Genomic DNA, 17,860 nt, shown 5'->3' with positions numbered 1-17,860 from the left:
TTATACCGCGTCGCGGCTCGCTCAGCTCAACACAAGGTCGAGCACCGCGGTATAATGGCACGCCGCACCGGCCAAGACAAAGCCGTGCCAGATCGCATTCTGGAAGCGCAGCCGCCGCCAGGCATGGAAGATCACGCCGAAGCTGTAGAGCAGGCCGCCGGCCAGGATGAAGCCGAGCACCAGCGCAGGCAACGCCCTGACCACCGGGCCATAGAGCATCACGCCGCTCCAGCCCATTGCGAGGTAGATGCCGACCGAGACGCGATCGAACCGGCCCGGATAGAGAAGCTTCAGCACGATGCCTGATATCGCCACGCACCAGACGCCGGCAAGCAACACCAGGGCGAACACGCTGTCCTTCACTTCCAGGATGAACGGCGTGTAGGTCGCCGCGATTAGCAGATAGATCGCCGAATGGTCGAACCGCCGCAGCAGCCATTTGGCCGGCGACACCGGCCAGAGATTATAGGTCGCCGACAGCACCAGCATCGAGAGCAGGCCGGCGACGTAGACCGAGACGCCGACGATGTCGGTGGCGTCGGCATAGATCGCCGTCAGCACAACCAGCACCGTCGCGGCGATGATGCCGGAGAGGACGCCGATCGCATGGACGATGCCATCGGCGATCAGCTCGGCGCGATCGTAGTTCCAGCCGATCACGTCGGCCGCGGCGTGGACGGAGTTGGATGCGAACTGTTTCAGTTGGAAGACGGTCATGGCATTCCGCAAGGTGAGGCAATGCTCTCTTCTATGGGTCTCTTGGGACCGGCGCGTCGTTCAAACGGCTGATTTGCCGACAAAGGCGGTGGAAGTATGAAGCTTGATTTTCCTCAGGCAGTTGCCACTTTTGTGACTAATCCATTCTGCCTATCCCCGCCCGAGGTCCCCCGCGTTCATATGGCATTCAGTTTCCAGGATATGGTCGAGGAAGCGCGGCTGTCGGCCCGTGCGCTGATCGACTATGGCGAGCATTTCTTCAATCCGACGGTGCGGCTCGGGGTCACCGGTCTGTCGCGGGCCGGTAAGACGGTATTCATCACCGCGCTGATCCACGGCCTCACCCGCGGCGGCCGCTTTCCGGTGTTCGAGGCCTATGCCTCGGGCCGGATCGCGCGGGCGCATCTGGCGCCGCAGCCGGACGATGCCGTGCCGCGCTTTGCCTATGAGAACCATCTGCGTGCGCTGATCGAGGAACGGCGCTGGCCGAGCTCGACCGTCGACATCAGCGAGCTCAGGCTCGTGATCGACTATCAGCGCCACAACGGCGCCGACCGCACGCTGACGCTCGACATCGTCGACTATCCCGGCGAATGGCTGCTGGACCTGCCGCTGCTGCAAAAGACTTATGAGCAATGGTCGGCGGATAGCCTTGCGCTGTCGCGCGAGGCGCCCCGCGCGCATCTGGCGGCGGAATGGCACGCGCATCTGGCAATGCTCAAGCCCCAGGCACGTGAGGACGAGCAGGCGACGCTGACGGCCGCAAAGCTCTTCACCAACTATTTGCGCGCCTGCCGCGACGAGCGCTTCGCGATGAGCCTGTTGCCGCCCGGCCGCTTCCTGATGCCCGGCAATCTCGCCGATACGCCGGCGCTGACCTTTGCACCGCTCGATGTGCCCGTGGGCGGTCAGGCGCCGGAGGGATCGCTGTGGGCGATGATGGTGCGCCGCTATGAGGCCTACAAGGACAAGGTGGTGCGCCCGTTCTTTCGCGATCATTTCGCCCGGCTCGACCGCCAGATCGTGCTCGCCGATGCGCTCGCCGCATTCAACTCCGGACCCGAGGCACTGCACGATCTCGAAGCGGCGCTTGCCGGCATTCTCGATTGCTTCAACATCGGCCGCAGCACGATTCTCTCCAGCCTGTTCCGGCCGCGCATCGACCGCATCCTGTTCGCGGCGACCAAGGCGGACCATCTGCATCATTCCAGCCACGACCGGCTCGAGGCTGTGCTGCGCCGCGCGGTCACCCGCGCGGTTGCCCGCGCGGAAAATACCGGCGCGCAGATCGACGTGGTCGCGCTCGCCGCCGTGCGCGCCACGCGCGAGGCGCAGGTTGCGCATGGGCGCGACAAATTACCGTCGATCCTGGGAACGCCGGCCGCGGGCGAAAGCGCCGGCGGCGAGTTCTTCGACGGCAACACCGAGGTTGCGACCTTTCCGGGCGATCTGCCGCTGGATCCTGAGCCACTGTTCAACGGCACGGGCGCATTCCGTGGCCTCTCGACGCAGGCCGCAGAGACAAGCGATTTCCGCTTCCTGCGCTTCCGGCCGCCAAAGCGCGAGCACGAGGGCGACAGTGAGCCTGCGCTGCCACATATCCGCCTCGACCGTGCCTTGCAGTTCCTGATCGGAGACAAGCTGTCATGACCGAGCGATCCCAGCCGCGGCGGCCGGCGACATTCCGGCTGGACGATCCCGGAGTCGTCGTCACCGAAGCCGACGAGACCAGCCGGCTCAGTCGCGCCACCATCCAGATCACGCCGGAGCCCGATCCGGCGACGCTGCCGGTACCGGTTCAGACCGCGCTTCCGGCGCGGCGCGGTTTTCCCTGGGGCACCCTGTTCTGGTCCGGCCTCGCCGGGCTGACGCTGCTCGGCGTCGGGCTCGGTGTGGTGCATTTGATCGAGGATTTGTTTGCGCGCAGCGAAACGCTCGGCTTCGTCGGCCTTGCCTTTGCATTCGTCACCGCGCTTGCACTCGCGGTGGTGATCGGACGGGAAGCGTTCGGCCTTGCGCGCCTCGCGACGATCGAAAAACTGCATCAGCGCGCGGCCGCCGTCCTCGCCAGTGACGATCGCAAGGAGAGCCGCGACATCGTGCAGGACCTCTTGAAGATCGCGCACCAGAACCCACAGCTCGCTCGCGCCCGCGCCACGCTGGAGAGCCATGCCGGCGAGATCATCGACGGCGCCGACATGATCCGGCTCGCCGAGCGCGAATTGATGGCGCCGCTGGATGCCGAGGCGCGGCGGCTGGTGTCGTCGGCCGCGCAAAAGGTCTCGATCGTCACGGCGGTGTCGCCGCGCGCAGCGATCGACGTGCTGTTCGTGTTCGTCGCCGCGCTGCGCCTGATCCGCCAGCTCGCCTATCTCTACGGCGGTCGCCCCGGCGCGCTCGGCATGATCCGCCTGCTTCGCCACGTCATCGCCCATCTCGCCATCACCGGCGGCATGGCGGCAAGCGACAGCCTGGTGCAGCAGATGCTCGGCCATGGCATCGCGGCAAAGCTGTCGCAGCGGCTGGGCGAAGGCGTGCTCAATGGATTGTTGACGGCGCGGCTGGGGCTGGCCGCGATCGACGTGACAAGGCCGCTGCCGTTCGCCGCGTTGCCGCCGCCGAAGCTGTCGGACCTCGCGACGGATCTGCTGCGAAAGAAGGACGACGAGGAGTAGCGGCGATGCGGGTGAGGTTTCTCTCCGCGGGGCCGGAATCGTAGGGTGGGCAAAGGCGCATTTGCGCCGTGCCCACCATCGATCCAACACTGCAACGGAAGCGGTGGGCACGCTTCGCTTTTGCCCACCCTACGATAGTGCCCGCGTGGAGAGATCACCCCACCCCGCTCGCGCTGCGCGCGATCGACCCTCCCCCTCCAGGGGAGGGTGAGAGAAGGCGCGCAAGTCGCGCGTCAAACTCCCCCGCCAGCACGCGCCACTGGAACAGCGGCGAATCCTTCGGCGGCGACAGCTCCGGGGTCCAGTCGGTCAGCTTTTCGAGCACATAGGTGTCCATCACACGGCCGCGCCAGCGGCGTTCGACTTGGCCGAGCTGCTCGCGCTTCGCCGGGATGTTCTCCCATAGCGATGAACGGTTGTCTGGCTCGCGGCCGACATAGATGCCGGCGTGGCCCTTGATCCGGTCGATGCCGGGATCGCGGAAATCCTGGAAGCGGCCGCGCTCGTTGATCTCGACGACGGGCACGCGGCCCCTGAACAACCAGCGCATCATGGCGTAGGTGCGATAGTCCGTGGTGGCGATCCAAGTCGCGCCGGTTTCGTCGAGTGCGGCCTGCGCGCGCGCGGCGACCTGCTCGTAGCCGGCTTCCGCGCCGATCGGATCGATCTTGCCGAGGAAGTTCCAGGGCGCGGCGACGTAGTAGAGGAACACGATAACGACGAAGGTGATGCCGGAGACCACCGCCGTGTTGGCCCAGAACAGTGACGATTTGAGCATACGGGCCGACCAGCCCTCCTTCGTCATCGCCGCGAGGTTCACAGCCGCGGCCGCGAATCCGACCGGCCACATGAACATCGGCCAGGTGTCGCCGACACGAAGCGTCAGCGACTTGAAGAAGAAGTAGAGAAACGGCACCAGTACCGCGGTCGAGAGCAAAATCGCGACCGGCTCGCGCGTGCGATAGCCGCGCCACGCCGTCAGCACCAGCCCGGTCAACACCACCGGCAGCATGACGAAGCCGACGAGGCCGAATTGCAGGCCGATGTAATCGCCGATCGTGCGCAGCGAGACGCCGTAACTGGCGGTCGCGCGCACGCCCTGGAAGCGAAACGAGGCCCAATCGTGCCCGGCGTTCCAGATCAGCACCGGCGAGAACACGGCGATCGCGACCAGCACGGCGAGATAGGGGTAAGGGCTCCGCAGCCAACGCCAGCGCCAATCCGGCACCAGCAGAAAGGCGGCAACCGCCGGCGCGAACATGATCGCGGTGAATTTCGACAGCATCGAGAGGCCTGCGAACAGGCCGGCCGCGAGCCACCAGCGACTGTTGCCGCCCTGCGCAAGCCGCACCAACGACCACATCATCGCCACCGCGAAGGGGATCATGGCGACATCGGGCGCGACCTTGGCCATCAGCAGGCCGTAATAGAGCGCGGCCTCCGGCATCAGGACTGCGAACATGACGGCGCGCGCATCATGGGTGAGGCGGCGAACGATGTCGGCGAGCAGAAGCTGCGTCACCAGCATCGCGACAATGCCGCCAAAGCGGACGCCGAGCGCGGTGTCGCCGAAGATCGCGGTGCCGAAGCGGATCAGCCAGGCGATGCCGGGGGGATGATCGAGGAAGCTGAGCGCCGTTTCCTTCGACCAGGTCCAGTAATAGGCCTCGTCGGTGCGCAGCTCGATCGCGGAGGCGTAGACGATGCGCAGCACGGTCATTGCGGCGATGATCGCTGCGGCCATCACGAGCGGGCGGCGGGCGAGGCCGCGGGGGAGCACGGTGCTGTCGGGGGCTGTCGTCACGCCGCGCTTTTCGCCAACCTCGGAGGGGGAGTCAATGCGGCGCCACATAAGCGGTGTCGTCCCGGGCAAGCGTAAGCGCAGACCCGGGACCCATAGCCCCAGGGAGGAGTTTGGCACGAGCTGGTAACCACGAGTCTTCGCCAAACCACTCCCTGGGGCTATGGGTCCCGGATCGGCGCGCGCTTGGAGCGCGCTTGTCCGGGACGACAGCGGAGAGGATGCGGGCGGATGGTGGGCACGGCGCGCAAGCGCGCGCCTTTGCCCACCCTACGATTCCCTACGATTTCGTCACCTTGCCGCGCATGTGATCGGGCAACCTGTCCAGCCCGGGAATTAAACGCTACGCTGGCTGTTCTCCTTCATGAACTGATACAATCGAATCATGGCCACCGCTCCCGTACACATGCCCGAACTCGTCCGCGCCACAGGCGTGCGGCAGGTGCGGCTGGTCTGCGGAATCATCCTGTTCGCCTACGTGGTCAGCCATTTCCTCAACCATGCGCTCGGCAACATCTCGGTCGATGCCATGGAGATCGGGGTCTACTACCACACGCTGTTCTGGCAGTTCCTCCCGGTTGCGATCGTGTTCTACACGGCTGCGCTCACCCATATGGGGCTCGGCATCTACGCGCTGTATCAGCGCCGGCAGTTCCGCTGGCGAACCATCGAGCCGCTCCAGCTCGTGCTGGGGTTGAGCATCCCCGCCCTCGTCATGGCGCACGTGATCGGGGTGCGGCTCGGCCAGACGCTGTACGGACACCAAAAACTCTATCCGCAGGAACTCTATCTGTTCTTCGTGGCGTCGCCGGGCGGCTCTGGCAGATGACGATCCTGCTTCTCATTGCCTGGGTGCACGGCTGCATCGGCATCTTCTTCTGGCTTCGCCTCAAGCCGTTCTTCACGCGGGCGGCGCCCTATCTGCTCGCCGCCGCCGTGCTGATCCCGACGCTGGCGATGCTCGGCATCTACCAGGGCGGCCGCAGCGTCGCCGTCGAGAGCGACGATGGAGAATGGCGTACGCACAATCTCACCCGCCGCCAGGTCGGCAGCGTCGCGGAAGGCAATATGCTCGACCGCATCGCCGGCGGCCTCACCATCGGCTATTTCGGATTGCTCGCCCTAGTGCTGGTGGCGCGCGGTGCACGGGCCTTGCGCGAACGGCGCGGCGGCATGATCGCGTTGTCCTACGGCAACGGCAAGACGGTGCGGGTCCCCAAGGGCCTTTCGGTTCTGGAAGCAAGCCTGCGCCACAATGTGCCGCATGCCAGCGTCTGCGGCGGCCGCGCCCGCTGCTCGACCTGCCGCATCCGCATCATCGGCGACCATGACGCCCTGCCGACACCGTCTCAGCGCGAGGCCTTCGTGCTCACCCGCGTCGGCACCGCCGATCCCTCGATCCGGCTGGCCTGCCAGCTGCGGCCGACGTCCGACCTCTCCTTCTTCCAGCTTTTCACACCGCACACACTCTCCGCGAACGCCCACGCTTCGTCGCCGACTCGGATCGGCCAGGAGCGCTATCTCGTCAGCCTGTTCGTGGACATGCGCGGCTCGACGCAGCTCGCCGAGAAGCGGCTGCCGTTCGACACAGTGTTCATCGTCAACCGCTTCCTCGGCGCGGTGTCGCAGGCCGTGATCGAGAACGGCGGCCAGCCGAACCAGTTTGTCGGTGACGGCATGCTGGCGCTGTTCGGATTGTCGGCCGATCCGCAGACCGCGTGCCGGCAGGCGCTGAAGGCCGCCAGCGGCATCGCCACGCATATCGACGAGCTCAACGAGCTCCTGAGCCACGATCTGCGCCAGCCGATCCGCTTCGGCATCGGCATTCACGGCGGCGAGGTCATCATCGGCGACATCGGCTATCGCGATCACATCGTCTTCACCGCGCTCGGCGATGCCGTCAACGTCGCCGCCCGGCTCCAGGACATGACCAAGACGCTGGCCTGTGAGGCGATCGTCTCGGAAGAAGTCCGCGGCACCGCCGGCCTTGTCGATGACACGCTCCCCCAGCAGGAGGTCGCGATCCGCGGCCGCGACGAGCCGCTGGCGGTGCGTGTGGTCGCGGATGCGAGGGAGCTGACCGCGCTGGTCGATCGAAGCGAGCGCGTTGCGGCGTAAGGCTAGCTACACGGGAGGTGCGCTCCCTCTCCCGCCTGCGGGAGAGGGTTGGGGAGAAGGTCTCTCGCAGTGGGAATGTCCCCTAGAGGAGAGAACCCTCACCCGCGCGCGGGACGATGCTTCGCATCGCCCGGGGCGCGACCTCTCCCGCAAGCGGGAGAGGTGCACCGTCGTCGTCGCTACAGCCCGGCTCAATCGCGTTGCAAACGCAACACCGGCCTGTTGCAACGCAACGGCATGGGCTTGCTGCGAAAGCACGAATTGACTTCATCCAAATCGGTGCGACAGATGAGCGCGGGACCGCGGTGATGACCGCTGGTCCAACGAAAAGCTCCGGGAGGAGACCAGAATGTTCGATCGACGCGACCTGCTCAAAGGAGCGGGTCTTGCCGCTATCGCGGCCACACTGAACTCAACCAAAGCGCTGGCGCTCGACACCGTCACCCTGCCCTTCGCCAATGGCGAACGGCCGCTGGTGAAATATCCGCAGAAGCGGCCGATGATTGGACTGACCAGCCGGCCGCCGCAGCTCGAGACGCCGTTCACGGTGTTCAACGACGGCCCGATCACGCCGAACAATGCGTTCTTCGTGCGCTATCACCTCTCCGACCTGCCCTACAATCTCGACCCCGACAAGTTCACGCTCGAGGTCAAGGGCAAGGTCGACAAGCCGCTCAAGCTGTCGCTGAAGGACATCAGGAAGATGAAGGCGACCGAGATCGTCGCCGTCAACCAATGCTCCGGCAACAGCCGCGGCTTCTTCGAGCCGCGCGTCGCCGGCGGCCAGCTCGCCAATGGCGCCATGGGCAATGCGCGCTGGCGCGGCGTGCCGCTGAAGGCGGTGCTGGCGATGGCGGGCGTGCAGGCCGGCGCCAAGCAGGTCACCTTCAACGGCATGGACGGCCCGGCCAGCGACAAGACGCCTGATTTCGTCAAGGCGCTCGACATCGATCACGCCACCGACGGCGAGGTGATGCTGGCCTATGGCATGAATGGCGAGGACCTGCCGTTCCTCAACGGCTTCCCGTTGCGCCTGATCGTGCCCGGCTATTACGGCACCTACTGGGTCAAGCACCTCAACGAGATCAACGTCATCGACAGCGTCTATGACGGCTTCTGGATGAAGTCGGCCTATCGCATTCCCGATACGCCCAACAATGCGATCGAGCCGGGCACCGCGCCGAAGGCGACCATCCCGATCAACCGTTTCACCATCCGCTCCTTCATCACCAGCATCCCCGACGGCGCCAAGCTGAAGGCGGGAGCTGTGACCCTGCGCGGCATCGCCTTCGACGGCGGCAAAGGCATCAAGGAGGTCCAGGTCTCCACCGACGGCGGCAAGACCTGGACCAGCGCCAAGCTCGGCAAGGATTTTGGCAAATATTCGTTCCGCGAATGGAAGCTGCCGGTGAAGCTCGCGGCAGGCAGCCACGAGCTCAAGGTCCGCGCCACCGGCAATGGCGGCGAGACCCAACCCGATACGCCGCGCTGGAACCCGGCGGGTTATCTGCGCAACGTCGTCGAAACCGTCCGCGTGACCGTGGCCTGAAGGAGAATGATCATGCAGCGCACCGTTCTCCTCGCCATGACCCTCGCCCTTGCCGCCGCGGCCGGTTCGGCACCTGCCGCGCCGGTCAATTACAAGACCCCGGATGAGGTCGCGGTGTTCAAGCCCGGGCCCAATCTCGAGGTCGTGCAGGGCAATTGCAGCGCCTGCCACTCATCGGACTACGTGGCCACGCAGCCGCCGATGAAGGACAAGAAGGCCTTCTGGCAGGCCGAGGTGACCAAGATGATCAAGGTCTATGGCGCACCGATCGACGATGCCGATGTCGGCAAGATCGTCGATTATCTGGCCGCGACTTATTGACGGAGGGCGCGCGGCGTGCCGTTCAATTGACCGCGAAACGGGCAAAAACGGCAAAATCGCTGCCAAGTTGAGCGGATTCGGCGAAATGCCGATATGGTTTGAGCTACCAAGCCTTCCACATTCCGCGTATCTTGTTAGGACCGAACCGGCCGGTTGGCGGGGACTGGCGGTTCGAGATCTCGGAGGAAGACCCGCGGAGAAGTCGTGATGGCTAAAGGTACGGTCAAGTGGTTCAACCCGACGAAGGGTTATGGATTTATCCAGCCTGCGTCGGGCGGCAAGGATGTGTTCGTGCATATCTCAGCAGTGCAGAAAGCCGGTCTGTCGACCCTCAACGAGGGACAGACGGTGGAATACGAAGAGATCGCAAACCGGGGCAAAACCTCCGCAGAGAACCTCAAAGTATAAGCCCGCCAGCCTTCAGCTGCCTCCCGGATTTGTCCGGGAGCGGGGCCAAAAAAATTTTAGAACACGGCCAGTGCATTCGACGACAGGCGTTGCGATTGCACAAGGATAGCTATTTTTTTTCGAAAGACCGCTTGTTCAACGCCACAGCAATGACAATCGCGACGGCACTTCGTCAACCCACCGGCAACGGTGCGTCGCGCTTGATCTCCTCCATCACCGCATAGGTTCGCGTCTCGCGCACGCCCGGCATCGACAGCAGGGTCTCGCCGAGGAAGCGTCGATAGGCGGTCATGTCTGCCAGACGCGCCTTCACAAGATAGTCGAAGCCGCCGGCAACCATGTGACACTCCAGCACCTCGGGCGCGAGTTTCACGGCGCGGGCAAAACGCTCGAAATTGTCGGGCGTAGTCTTGTCGAGCAGCACCTCGACGAACACCAATAGACCGAGACCGAGCCGGTGCGGGTTGAGCCGCGCACCGTAGCCTTCGACAAAGCCCTCGCGCTGCAGGCGCTTCAGCCGCTCGCCGATCGACGTCGGCGACAACCCGATGCGCTCGGCGAGCTCGACATTGGCGATGCGCCCATCCTCCTGCAGTATCGAGAGGATTTTCCGGTCAATTCGATCTAATTCCATAATTTCCATTGCCACAATTCTATTTGCCTTCATTTTCTAAGGCAAAATTGCTAGATTGTCTATCGAACTACGGTTGCCCCGGCACTATCCTGATTTCAGCCACAGGACACGTCATGCCGAACATCCCGCCGCCCTTCACTGCACCCTACGCGCCCGATGATGCCGCGATCGCCGCGCACCTCTTGCCGGCGTCGCATCTCAGCCCGCCGCAGGAGGCGCGGATCGACCGCACTGCGACGCGGCTGATCGAGGCGATCCGCAAACGCGACGACCGGCTGGGCGGGGTCGAGGACATGCTGCGGGAGTTCGCGCTCTCGACCAAGGAGGGCCTCGCTCTGATGGTGCTGGCGGAAGCGCTGCTGCGCGTGCCCGATGCCCTCACCGCCGACCAGTTCATCGAGGACAAGCTCGGCGAAGGCGACTTCATCCATCACGAGACAAAATCCACGGCCTTCCTGGTCAACGCCTCAGCCTGGGCATTGGGCCTCTCGGCGCGGGTGATCCAGCCCGGCGAGACGCCCGACGGCACCATTGGCCGGCTAGTGAAGCGGCTCGGCGCACCGGCCGTGCGCACCGCCACGCGGCAGGCGATGCGGCTGATGGGCAATCATTTCGTGCTGGGCGAGACCATCGAGCAGGCGCTGGAGCGGGGCCGGCCCCGGTCCGGCCAGAAGCCGCGCTACTCCTTCGACATGCTCGGCGAAGGCGCGCGGACGGCGGCAGACGCCAAGCGTTATTTCGACGCCTATGCCAGCGCGATCGAGACCATCGGCAAGGCGGCCGGCCCCCATCCCCTGCCCGACCGGCCCGGCATCTCGGTCAAACTCTCGGCGCTGCATCCGCGCTTCGAGGCGATCAGCCGCGCCCGCGTGATGGCCGAGCTGGTGCCGCTACTGCTCGATCTGGCGCAACGCGCCAAGGCGCATGATCTCAATTTCACGGTCGATGCCGAGGAGGCCGACCGGCTGGAACTGTCGCTCGACGTGATCGCGGCAACGCTCGCTGATGCCTCACTTGCCGGCTGGGATGGATTCGGGCTCGCGATCCAAGTCTATCAGAAACGCGCAAGCGCTGTGATCGACTATGTCGACGAACTCGCCGGCGCGCATGACCGCAAACTGATGGTGCGGCTGGTCAAGGGCGCCTATTGGGACACCGAGATCAAGCGCGCGCAGGAGCGCGGGCTCGACGGCTACCCCGTGTTCACGCGCAAGGCGATGACGGATCTGAACTTCGTCGCCTGTGCCTCGAAACTTTTGAGCCTGCGGCCGCGCATCTTCCCGCAGTTCGCGACCCACAACGCGCTGACAGTCGCAACCCTGCTCGAGCTAGCCGGGGGCAGCGGCGGCTTCGAATTCCAGCGCCTGCACGGCATGGGCGAAGCGCTCTACGAGCAGCTTGCCAAGGACCATGCTGACATCGCCTACCGCACCTACGCGCCGGTCGGCAGCCATCGCGACCTGCTCGCCTATCTGGTGCGGCGGTTGCTGGAGAATGGTGCGAATTCGTCGTTCGTCGCGCAGGCGGCCGATTACCGCGTACCGGTGCCGGCGCTGCTGCAGCGCCCGGCGGATGCCATCGTCCGGCCGCAACAGGCGGCCCATTCCAGGATTCCGCTGCCCGGCGATCTCTTTGCGCCGGAGCGGCGCAATTCGCGCGGTGTCGAATTCGGCGCGCGTGCCGCGCTCGACCAGCTGCTGGCCGACGTCAGGGCCGAGGCCGCCGACCTCAAGCCCATCGCTGATGCCGCTCCGGATCAGGCCAACGCCGCGGTGACTGCTGCGCGCGCGGGCTTTGCCGCCTGGAGCCGGACGCCTGCGGGCACGCGCGCGGCGGCGCTGGAGCAGGCCGCGCATCTGCTGGAGAGCCGTGGCGCCCGTTTCATCGCGCTGCTGCAAATCGAGGGCGGCAAGACGCTCGACGACGCGCTGTCGGAATTGCGCGAGGCCGCCGATTTCTGCCGCTACTATGCCGCGCAGGGCCGCAAGCTGTTCGGGAGCGACGCCGCCATGCCGGGCCCAACCGGCGAGAGCAATGCGCTCGCCATGCGCGGCCGCGGCGTCTTCGTCGCGATCTCGCCGTGGAATTTTCCGCTGGCGATCTTCCTGGGACAGGTCTCGGCAGCGCTGATGGCCGGCAACAGCGTGGTTGCAAAGCCCGCCGAGCAGACGCCGCGCATCGCGCGCGAGGCCGTCGCCCTTCTGCACGAAGCCGGCATCCCCAATAGCGCGCTGCATCTCGTCACCGGCGACGGCCGTATCGGCGCGGTGCTGACCGCACACCAAGACATCGCCGGTGTCGTCTTCACCGGTTCGACCGAGGTGGCCCGCAGCATCAACCGGACACTCGCCGCCAAGGACGGGCCGATCGTGCCGCTGATCGCGGAGACCGGCGGCATCAATGCCATGATCGCGGATGCCACCGCACTGCCCGAGCAGGTCGCCGACGACGTCGTGACCTCCGCCTTCCGCTCCGCCGGCCAGCGCTGCTCGGCGCTGCGGCTGCTGTTCGCGCAGGAGGATGTCGCCGACCGCATGATCGAGATGATCGCGGGCGCCGCGCGCGAGCTCAGGATTGGAAATCCCGCGGATGTCGCGACCCACGTCGGTCCGGTGATCGATCTCGACGCCAAGCAACGCCTCGATGCGCATATCGCGCGGATGAAGAGCGAGGCCCGGCTGCACTTTGCAGGCCGCGCACCGGAGGGCTGCTTCGTCGCGCCGCACATCTTCGAGCTCAGGGACGCCGGCCAGCTCACTGAGGAGGTGTTCGGCCCGATCCTCCACGTCGTGCGCTATCGCGCCGAGACCCTCGAGCGCGTGCTGCAAGCGGTCGAGCGCACCGGCTACGGACTCACGCTCGGCGTCCATTCCCGCATCGACGATACCATCGAGGCCATCATCGATCGCGTTCAGGTCGGCAACATCTATGTCAACCGCAACATGATCGGCGCGGTCGTCGGCGTGCAGCCGTTCGGCGGCAACGGCCTGTCCGGAACCGGCCCCAAGGCCGGCGGCCCGCACTACCTCGCGCGCTTCGCGACCGAGCAGACGGTCACGATCAACACCGCGGCGGCCGGCGGCAATGCTGCCCTGCTTGCGGGGGAGGAGTGAGGCCGACTCTATCTCCGTCATCCTGAGGTGCGAGCCGTGGGGCGCGAAGCGCGCCACGGGGAGCCTCGAACGATGAACGGCCCGGATGCAGCCGGGCCGTCGCCCTTCGAGGGCCGCTGAAGAAGCGGCGCCTCAGGGTGACGGGGATGAACGTGCCGAACACCGCAACGAGCCCTGCGCCGGGCGCCGTTGCATCCCGGCAAAACATGGGTCTAATGCCAAGACCTGACCCGTGCCAATTCCAGCGCGCGGGAAACGACAAGAGCGAGGAGCAACGCCGCGATGGAAAAAGGCATTTTTGCAGGGCTGAAGGTTCTGGACTGCGCGAGCTTCATCGCTGCGCCAGCCGCAGCAACCGTGCTGTCGGATTTCGGCGCCGATGTCATCAAGATCGAGCCGCCCGGCGCCGGCGACCCCTATCGCAATCTGCCGAACATTCCGGGCTATCCCACCGGGGAGCACAATTTCGCCTGGCTGCTGGAGGCCCGCAACAAGAAGAGCATCGCGCTCGACCTCGCAAAGCCCGAGGCGCAGGCCGTGCTCTACAAGCTGGTGGAAGAGGCCGACGTCTTCATCACCAACATGCCGCCGCCAGTGCGCGCCAAACTCGGCATCACCTATGATCACCTCGCCCATCTCAATGACCGGCTGATCTATGCTTCCTTCACCGGCTATGGCGAAAAGGGCGAGGAGGCCAACAAGCCCGGCTTCGACAGCAATGCCTATTGGGCGCGCTCGGGCCTAATGGACCTCGTCCGCGCCGACATCGACACCACGCCGGCCCGCTCGGTCGCCGGCATGGGCGACCATCCCTGCGCCATGGCCTTGTACAGCGCGATCGTCACCGCGCTGTATCAGCGCGAGAAAACCGGCAAGGGCTCGCATGTCGCCTCCAATCTGATGGCCAACGGCGTATGGGCGGCGGGCACGCTGGCGCAGGCAAAATTGTGCGGCTCCAAGTTCGCCGAGCGGCGGCCGCGCGAACGTGCGCTGAACGCCGTGGCCAACCACTACCAGTGCAAGGACGGCCGCTGGTTGATCCTGTCGCTGCTGAGCGAGGAGAAGCAGTTTCCGATACTGGCCAGATGCCTGGGACGCGAGGACCTGATTGACGATCCGCGTTTCGCCACCAAGGCCGACCGTCACGCCCGCTCGGTCGAGCTGATCAAGATTTTTGACGAGACCTTCGCCACCAGGGATCTCGCCGAATGGCGCAAGATCCTCGACGGCAATGGCCTGGTGTTCGGCATCGTCGGCATTTTGGACGACATCCCGAACGACAAGCAGATGCTCGACAACGAGGTGCTGGTGCCGTTCGAGAACGACACCATGCTCACCATCTCGAGCCCGATCTGGGTTGACGGTGCCCAGAAGGTGCAGCCGCGCAAGCCGCCCGGCGTCGGCGAGCACAGTGACGAGATTTTGCGTGGCGCGGGATACGACGAGGCGGCGATCAAGCAGCTGCGGGGATCGGGGGCGGTGGGGTAAGGCCCCCGGGGCGCGCGCCACATACACCGCTGTCGTCCCGGGGCGCGCAAAGCGCGAGCCCGGGACCCATAATCGCAGGGAGTGGTTGTGAGGTGCGACTGGTCACTCCGAGTTTTCGCCAAACCACGGCCTGTGGTTATGGGTCCCGGATCAGCGCTGCGCTTGTCCGGGACGACGATGGGGAGGCAGGCCGCGCTACACACTCCGTCATTGCGAGCGCAGCGAAGCAATCCAGAATCCCACCGCGGATGCATTGCTGGATTGCTTCGCTGCGCTCGCAATGACGATGCGGGACGATCTCGCTATAACCTCACGACAATACAAGCCTCGCGAGGTCCCATGCCCAGCTACCGCCTGCACTACTTCCCGGAATCCGGCAACAGCTACAAGCTGGCGCTGATGCTGACGCTTTGCGGCGAGAGGTTTGAGCCGGTGTGGACCGATTTCGGTGGCGGCGTCACGCGCACGGCGGAGTGGCGCAAGGCCGTGAACGAGATGGGCGAGATTCCCGTGCTCGAAATCGACGGCGTGAAGATGACGCAGACCGCCCCACTGCTGCTCAAGCTTGCCGAGCAATATAGCCGTTTCGGCGCCGAAACGGAGGAAGAGAAATTCGAGCTGCTGCGCTGGCTGTTCTGGGATAACCACAAGCTCACCGGCTACATAGCGACCTACCGCTTCATGCGCGCCTTCACGCAAAACAACGATCCGCAGGTGCTGAAGCATTTTCGTCGGCGGCTCGAGGATTTCCTCGGCATCCTCGACGGTCATCTCCAGCACAACGCCTTCGCGATCGGTGCGAAGCCGACGGTCGCCGACATCTCAATGATGGCCTATCTGCACTATCCGAGCGATGAGCATGGCTTCGATTTCGCCGCAAGCCATCCCGCCATCCACGCCTGGCTCGGCCGCATGGCCGCGCTGCCCGGCTGGAAGCCGGCCTATGAGCTGCTGCCGGGCAAGCGGATGACGAATTACGCGAAGTAGGGCACTCTCTCTTCTCCCTCTCCCCGTTCTTACGGGGAGAGGGCTGGGGTGAGGGGCCTCTCTCCACACGGGAGATCGTCGAGGAACCTGTACCCCCTCACCCGGATCGCAAGAGCGATCCGACCTCTCCCCGCAAGCGGGGCGAGGTAAGCAAGATCACCGCAGCGCCAGCCAGCCGAGCGTGAACAGGATTCCGCCGATGATGACGACCACCGCGACCGCCCAGGTGCTGACGCGGATGCTGCCGGTGACCTGCTTGACTTCCTCATTGCGCGCAATCTCGCGATTGCGCTCCTTGTCGGCTTCGCTCGTGTCCGTCATGGGTCATCCAAATCGCTTGTTGGCTTTATCGTGCGCGTGATCTTTTCGGAAAACCGCTACACACTTTGCGCTAACGCGGCCCTTCGGGTCCGGATCACGCGCTAACGCGTCTTGATGAAGCACATGCCGATGCGGCTCGACGCCGCGGCAGCCTGACAGGTGAGACCTTTAGCACATGTCCATGACGTAAAACTCTTGTCCGCCGTTCCCGATCCCGCATTTTGCAGGGAACAATGTGCACCCCAGCCGTCCTGATATTCGGTGCCGGCCAGCTCGAGGCTGCCGCGGGTCTGCGGCCGATTGGCAAATCCGCGTGAGAAATCAGGACGTTTGCCCGCGGCGAATGCGGTCAGGATGTCGCGGCGGCGGAGCTGATCGCCGAAGAAATGCGGCGAGGCCGGCACGATGGTGGAATTCGACGGCTTGTCCGCAAGCCAGTCGACCCCCGGGAAATGGAAGCCGCCGATGCCGCGCGTCTGGTGACAGCCGGCGCAGGTGACGTCATTGAGGCGGCGCTGGAAGCCCGCCGCCGAGCGGACGTTCTGCATGTCGACGCCGCGTGCCGCCGCCTGCTTCAGCGCACTGACCACGTCATTGTCAGTGAAGATGGGATCGGCTTTGCCTTCGCCCTTGTCTTCCCCTTGCATCATGCCGAACTCCGGCTGCAACGCCGAGGCGTCGAGGCCGGCGGGGGTCGGCACCACCGCGGCCTTGGCCAGGAATTTTTCCGGGATCAGCACGGTGCCGCGATCGAACTCGCGCAGATGATCGGGCGCGAGCAGCCAGTCCCTGAAGTCGCGCCGCAGCGCGTCGTCGGCAAGAATCCGGTCGCGATCGATCTGGTTCTCCAGCGTCGATTCTTCGAACGTCTTGGTGGCCGCGTCGTACTTGAACACCTTGAGCAGGTAGTCGGAGCGGAAATCGTGCAGCGCGGATTTCGGCGCGATGGAGACCTGGATGTTGGTCTCGATGCGGTCGAGCATGGCGTCGTAAGGGGAGATGCGACTGCCGATCAGCCCCTGCCAATCGCCATTGTCGAGCCAGCGGCGCGCGATCTCGGCGCAATTGATCGGCCTGCCGTTTCCATCCGTCTGGCGCGCGTCGCGCGCCTTCATCACCAAGTTGAGCGTCATCGGCAGGCGCGTCGCCGTCTTGCCGCCGTCGGGCCTGCTCTCGAAACGCGTGAGACGGTAGATCAGCCGGATCTCGCCGCAGGACTCTTCCGAGACATAGGCGCGGTCCATGCGATTGACGATGCCGGCCAGCACGAAACGCGTGTCGCGGGATTTCAGATTCGCCCGATCGAACAATTGCACGTCGAAACCTTCGCCGACGCCGATGCTCTCGCCCGGATATGTCTCCTTGTACCGAGAGACGTAGCGGTCGAACTCCGCATCGATCGCCGGCGGAATTGCTTTGAGCTGTGGCAGGGACGAGAACATCAGGTCGGTCGCGAGCGGAACATCAGCATTCCGTTCCGGCCATAGCAGGCGCGAGATCGTAAGAGCGTCGCTCTGGTCGAGCCGGCGCAATAGATCGGGATCGGTGATCGCCGTGCCGCGCGCCAGTTGCGCGTTCTCAGTCGCCGCAAGCGAAACCACGCCGCCCAACAATGCGGCGGCAGCAACGAGAATTCGCAACGCGCGGCTCATGTCTCAGGTAACACCGCGAAGGGACACCTATTCAAGCAAAAAGGCGCCTCACAGGGCAGTGAAGCGCCTCTTCGAA

At 65.0% G+C, this 17,860-nt stretch carries 13 protein-coding genes and 1 pseudogene; 9 read left to right on the top strand and 5 right to left on the bottom strand.

The window, feature by feature from the left end; genetic code table 11:
* Positions 1-21 precede the first annotated feature (21 nt).
* The gene (locus tag NLM27_RS39660) at positions 22-717 is read right to left on the bottom strand and encodes a hemolysin III family protein (protein ID WP_254148433.1); all 696 of its coding nucleotides are present in this window, start codon (positions 715-717) and stop codon (positions 22-24) included.
* A gap of 180 nt (positions 718-897) precedes the next feature.
* Here NLM27_RS39660 and NLM27_RS39655 point away from each other — a divergent pair, with 180 nt between their 5' ends.
* Both NLM27_RS39655 and NLM27_RS39650 read left to right on the top strand, forming a co-directional pair.
* Entirely contained in the window at positions 898-2,367 is a 1,470-nt protein-coding gene (locus NLM27_RS39655; protein ID WP_254148432.1) for a YcjX family protein, read from the top strand.
* Complete coding sequence (locus NLM27_RS39650) at positions 2,364-3,392, top strand: YcjF family protein (protein WP_254148431.1); 1,029 nt, start codon at positions 2,364-2,366, stop codon at positions 3,390-3,392. The genes NLM27_RS39655 and NLM27_RS39650 overlap by 4 nt, the downstream gene beginning before the upstream one ends.
* A gap of 154 nt (positions 3,393-3,546) precedes the next feature.
* On the opposite strand, the gene NLM27_RS39645 is transcribed toward NLM27_RS39650, so the two are convergent.
* Entirely contained in the window at positions 3,547-5,136 is a 1,590-nt protein-coding gene (locus NLM27_RS39645; RefSeq protein WP_254149038.1) for a glycosyltransferase family 39 protein, read from the bottom strand.
* Between the two features lie 442 nt (positions 5,137-5,578).
* Here NLM27_RS39645 and NLM27_RS39640 point away from each other — a divergent pair.
* The 4 genes and pseudogenes from NLM27_RS39640 to NLM27_RS39625 all read left to right on the top strand — a co-directional run bounded on the left by NLM27_RS39640 (position 5,579) and on the right by NLM27_RS39625 (position 9,589).
* Positions 5,579-7,311, top strand: a pseudogene (locus NLM27_RS39640) (adenylate/guanylate cyclase domain-containing protein).
* Between the two features lie 349 nt (positions 7,312-7,660).
* The gene (locus NLM27_RS39635) at positions 7,661-8,860 is read left to right on the top strand and encodes a molybdopterin-dependent oxidoreductase (protein ID WP_254148430.1); all 1,200 of its coding nucleotides are present in this window, start codon (positions 7,661-7,663) and stop codon (positions 8,858-8,860) included.
* Between the two features lie 12 nt (positions 8,861-8,872).
* Positions 8,873-9,181, top strand: a complete 309-nt coding sequence (locus tag NLM27_RS39630) for a cytochrome c (protein ID WP_254148429.1) — start codon at positions 8,873-8,875, stop codon at positions 9,179-9,181.
* A 207-nt stretch (positions 9,182-9,388) separates the two neighbouring features.
* Positions 9,389-9,589 carry a cold-shock protein gene (locus NLM27_RS39625; protein WP_008563500.1) on the top strand — a complete coding sequence of 67 codons (201 nt, stop codon included), beginning with the start codon at positions 9,389-9,391 and terminating at the stop codon, positions 9,587-9,589.
* Positions 9,590-9,761: 172 nt separating this feature from the next.
* Here NLM27_RS39625 and NLM27_RS39620 read toward each other — a convergent pair whose 3' ends face one another.
* The gene (locus NLM27_RS39620) at positions 9,762-10,223 is read right to left on the bottom strand and encodes an Lrp/AsnC ligand binding domain-containing protein (protein WP_018643717.1); all 462 of its coding nucleotides are present in this window, start codon (positions 10,221-10,223) and stop codon (positions 9,762-9,764) included.
* A gap of 113 nt (positions 10,224-10,336) precedes the next feature.
* On the opposite strand from NLM27_RS39620, the gene putA reads away from it, so the two are divergent.
* The 3 genes from putA to NLM27_RS39605 all read left to right on the top strand — a co-directional run bounded on the left by putA (position 10,337) and on the right by NLM27_RS39605 (position 15,811).
* A complete protein-coding gene (gene putA, locus NLM27_RS39615) occupies positions 10,337-13,336 on the top strand; it encodes a bifunctional proline dehydrogenase/L-glutamate gamma-semialdehyde dehydrogenase PutA (RefSeq protein WP_254148428.1) in 3,000 nt (999 codons plus the stop codon).
* 282 nt (positions 13,337-13,618) lie between these two features.
* On the top strand, positions 13,619-14,824 hold the full coding sequence (locus tag NLM27_RS39610; RefSeq protein ID WP_254148427.1) for a CaiB/BaiF CoA-transferase family protein: 1,206 nt from the start codon (positions 13,619-13,621) through the stop codon (positions 14,822-14,824).
* A gap of 339 nt (positions 14,825-15,163) precedes the next feature.
* Positions 15,164-15,811: a glutathione S-transferase family protein gene (locus NLM27_RS39605; protein ID WP_254148426.1), complete on the top strand. Its 648-nt coding sequence runs from the start codon at positions 15,164-15,166 to the stop codon at positions 15,809-15,811.
* A gap of 156 nt (positions 15,812-15,967) precedes the next feature.
* On the opposite strand, the gene NLM27_RS39600 is transcribed toward NLM27_RS39605, so the two are convergent.
* Together NLM27_RS39600 and NLM27_RS39595 are read right to left on the bottom strand one after the other, a co-directional pair.
* Positions 15,968-16,132, bottom strand: coding sequence for a hypothetical protein (locus tag NLM27_RS39600; protein ID WP_254148425.1), 165 nt, complete (start codon positions 16,130-16,132; stop codon positions 15,968-15,970).
* 101 nt (positions 16,133-16,233) lie between these two features.
* On the bottom strand, positions 16,234-17,784 hold the full coding sequence (locus NLM27_RS39595; RefSeq protein WP_254148424.1) for a hypothetical protein: 1,551 nt from the start codon (positions 17,782-17,784) through the stop codon (positions 16,234-16,236).
* Positions 17,785-17,860 lie beyond the last annotated feature (76 nt).

The sequence above is a fragment of the Bradyrhizobium sp. CCGB12 genome (assembly GCF_024199845.1).
In the GTDB taxonomy this organism is placed as follows: domain Bacteria; phylum Pseudomonadota; class Alphaproteobacteria; order Rhizobiales; family Xanthobacteraceae; genus Bradyrhizobium.
Note: the sequence above shows the minus strand (reverse complement) of the source record. Positions and strands in the feature narration are given on the sequence as shown.

Coding starts and splice junctions, on each gene's coding strand:
- NLM27_RS39660 (WP_254148433.1), bottom strand. CDS start 717: ATGACCGTCTTCCAACTGAAACAGTTCGCATCCAACTCCGTCCACGCC.
- NLM27_RS39655 (WP_254148432.1), top strand. CDS start 898: ATGGCATTCAGTTTCCAGGATATGGTCGAGGAAGCGCGGCTGTCGGCC.
- NLM27_RS39650 (WP_254148431.1), top strand. CDS start 2,364: ATGACCGAGCGATCCCAGCCGCGGCGGCCGGCGACATTCCGGCTGGAC.
- NLM27_RS39645 (WP_254149038.1), bottom strand. CDS start 5,136: ATGGCCGCAGCGATCATCGCCGCAATGACCGTGCTGCGCATCGTCTAC.
- NLM27_RS39635 (WP_254148430.1), top strand. CDS start 7,661: ATGTTCGATCGACGCGACCTGCTCAAAGGAGCGGGTCTTGCCGCTATC.
- NLM27_RS39630 (WP_254148429.1), top strand. CDS start 8,873: ATGCAGCGCACCGTTCTCCTCGCCATGACCCTCGCCCTTGCCGCCGCG.
- NLM27_RS39625 (WP_008563500.1), top strand. CDS start 9,389: ATGGCTAAAGGTACGGTCAAGTGGTTCAACCCGACGAAGGGTTATGGA.
- NLM27_RS39620 (WP_018643717.1), bottom strand. CDS start 10,223: ATGGAATTAGATCGAATTGACCGGAAAATCCTCTCGATACTGCAGGAG.
- putA (WP_254148428.1), top strand. CDS start 10,337: ATGCCGAACATCCCGCCGCCCTTCACTGCACCCTACGCGCCCGATGAT.
- NLM27_RS39610 (WP_254148427.1), top strand. CDS start 13,619: ATGGAAAAAGGCATTTTTGCAGGGCTGAAGGTTCTGGACTGCGCGAGC.
- NLM27_RS39605 (WP_254148426.1), top strand. CDS start 15,164: ATGCCCAGCTACCGCCTGCACTACTTCCCGGAATCCGGCAACAGCTAC.
- NLM27_RS39600 (WP_254148425.1), bottom strand. CDS start 16,132: ATGACGGACACGAGCGAAGCCGACAAGGAGCGCAATCGCGAGATTGCG.
- NLM27_RS39595 (WP_254148424.1), bottom strand. CDS start 17,784: ATGAGCCGCGCGTTGCGAATTCTCGTTGCTGCCGCCGCATTGTTGGGC.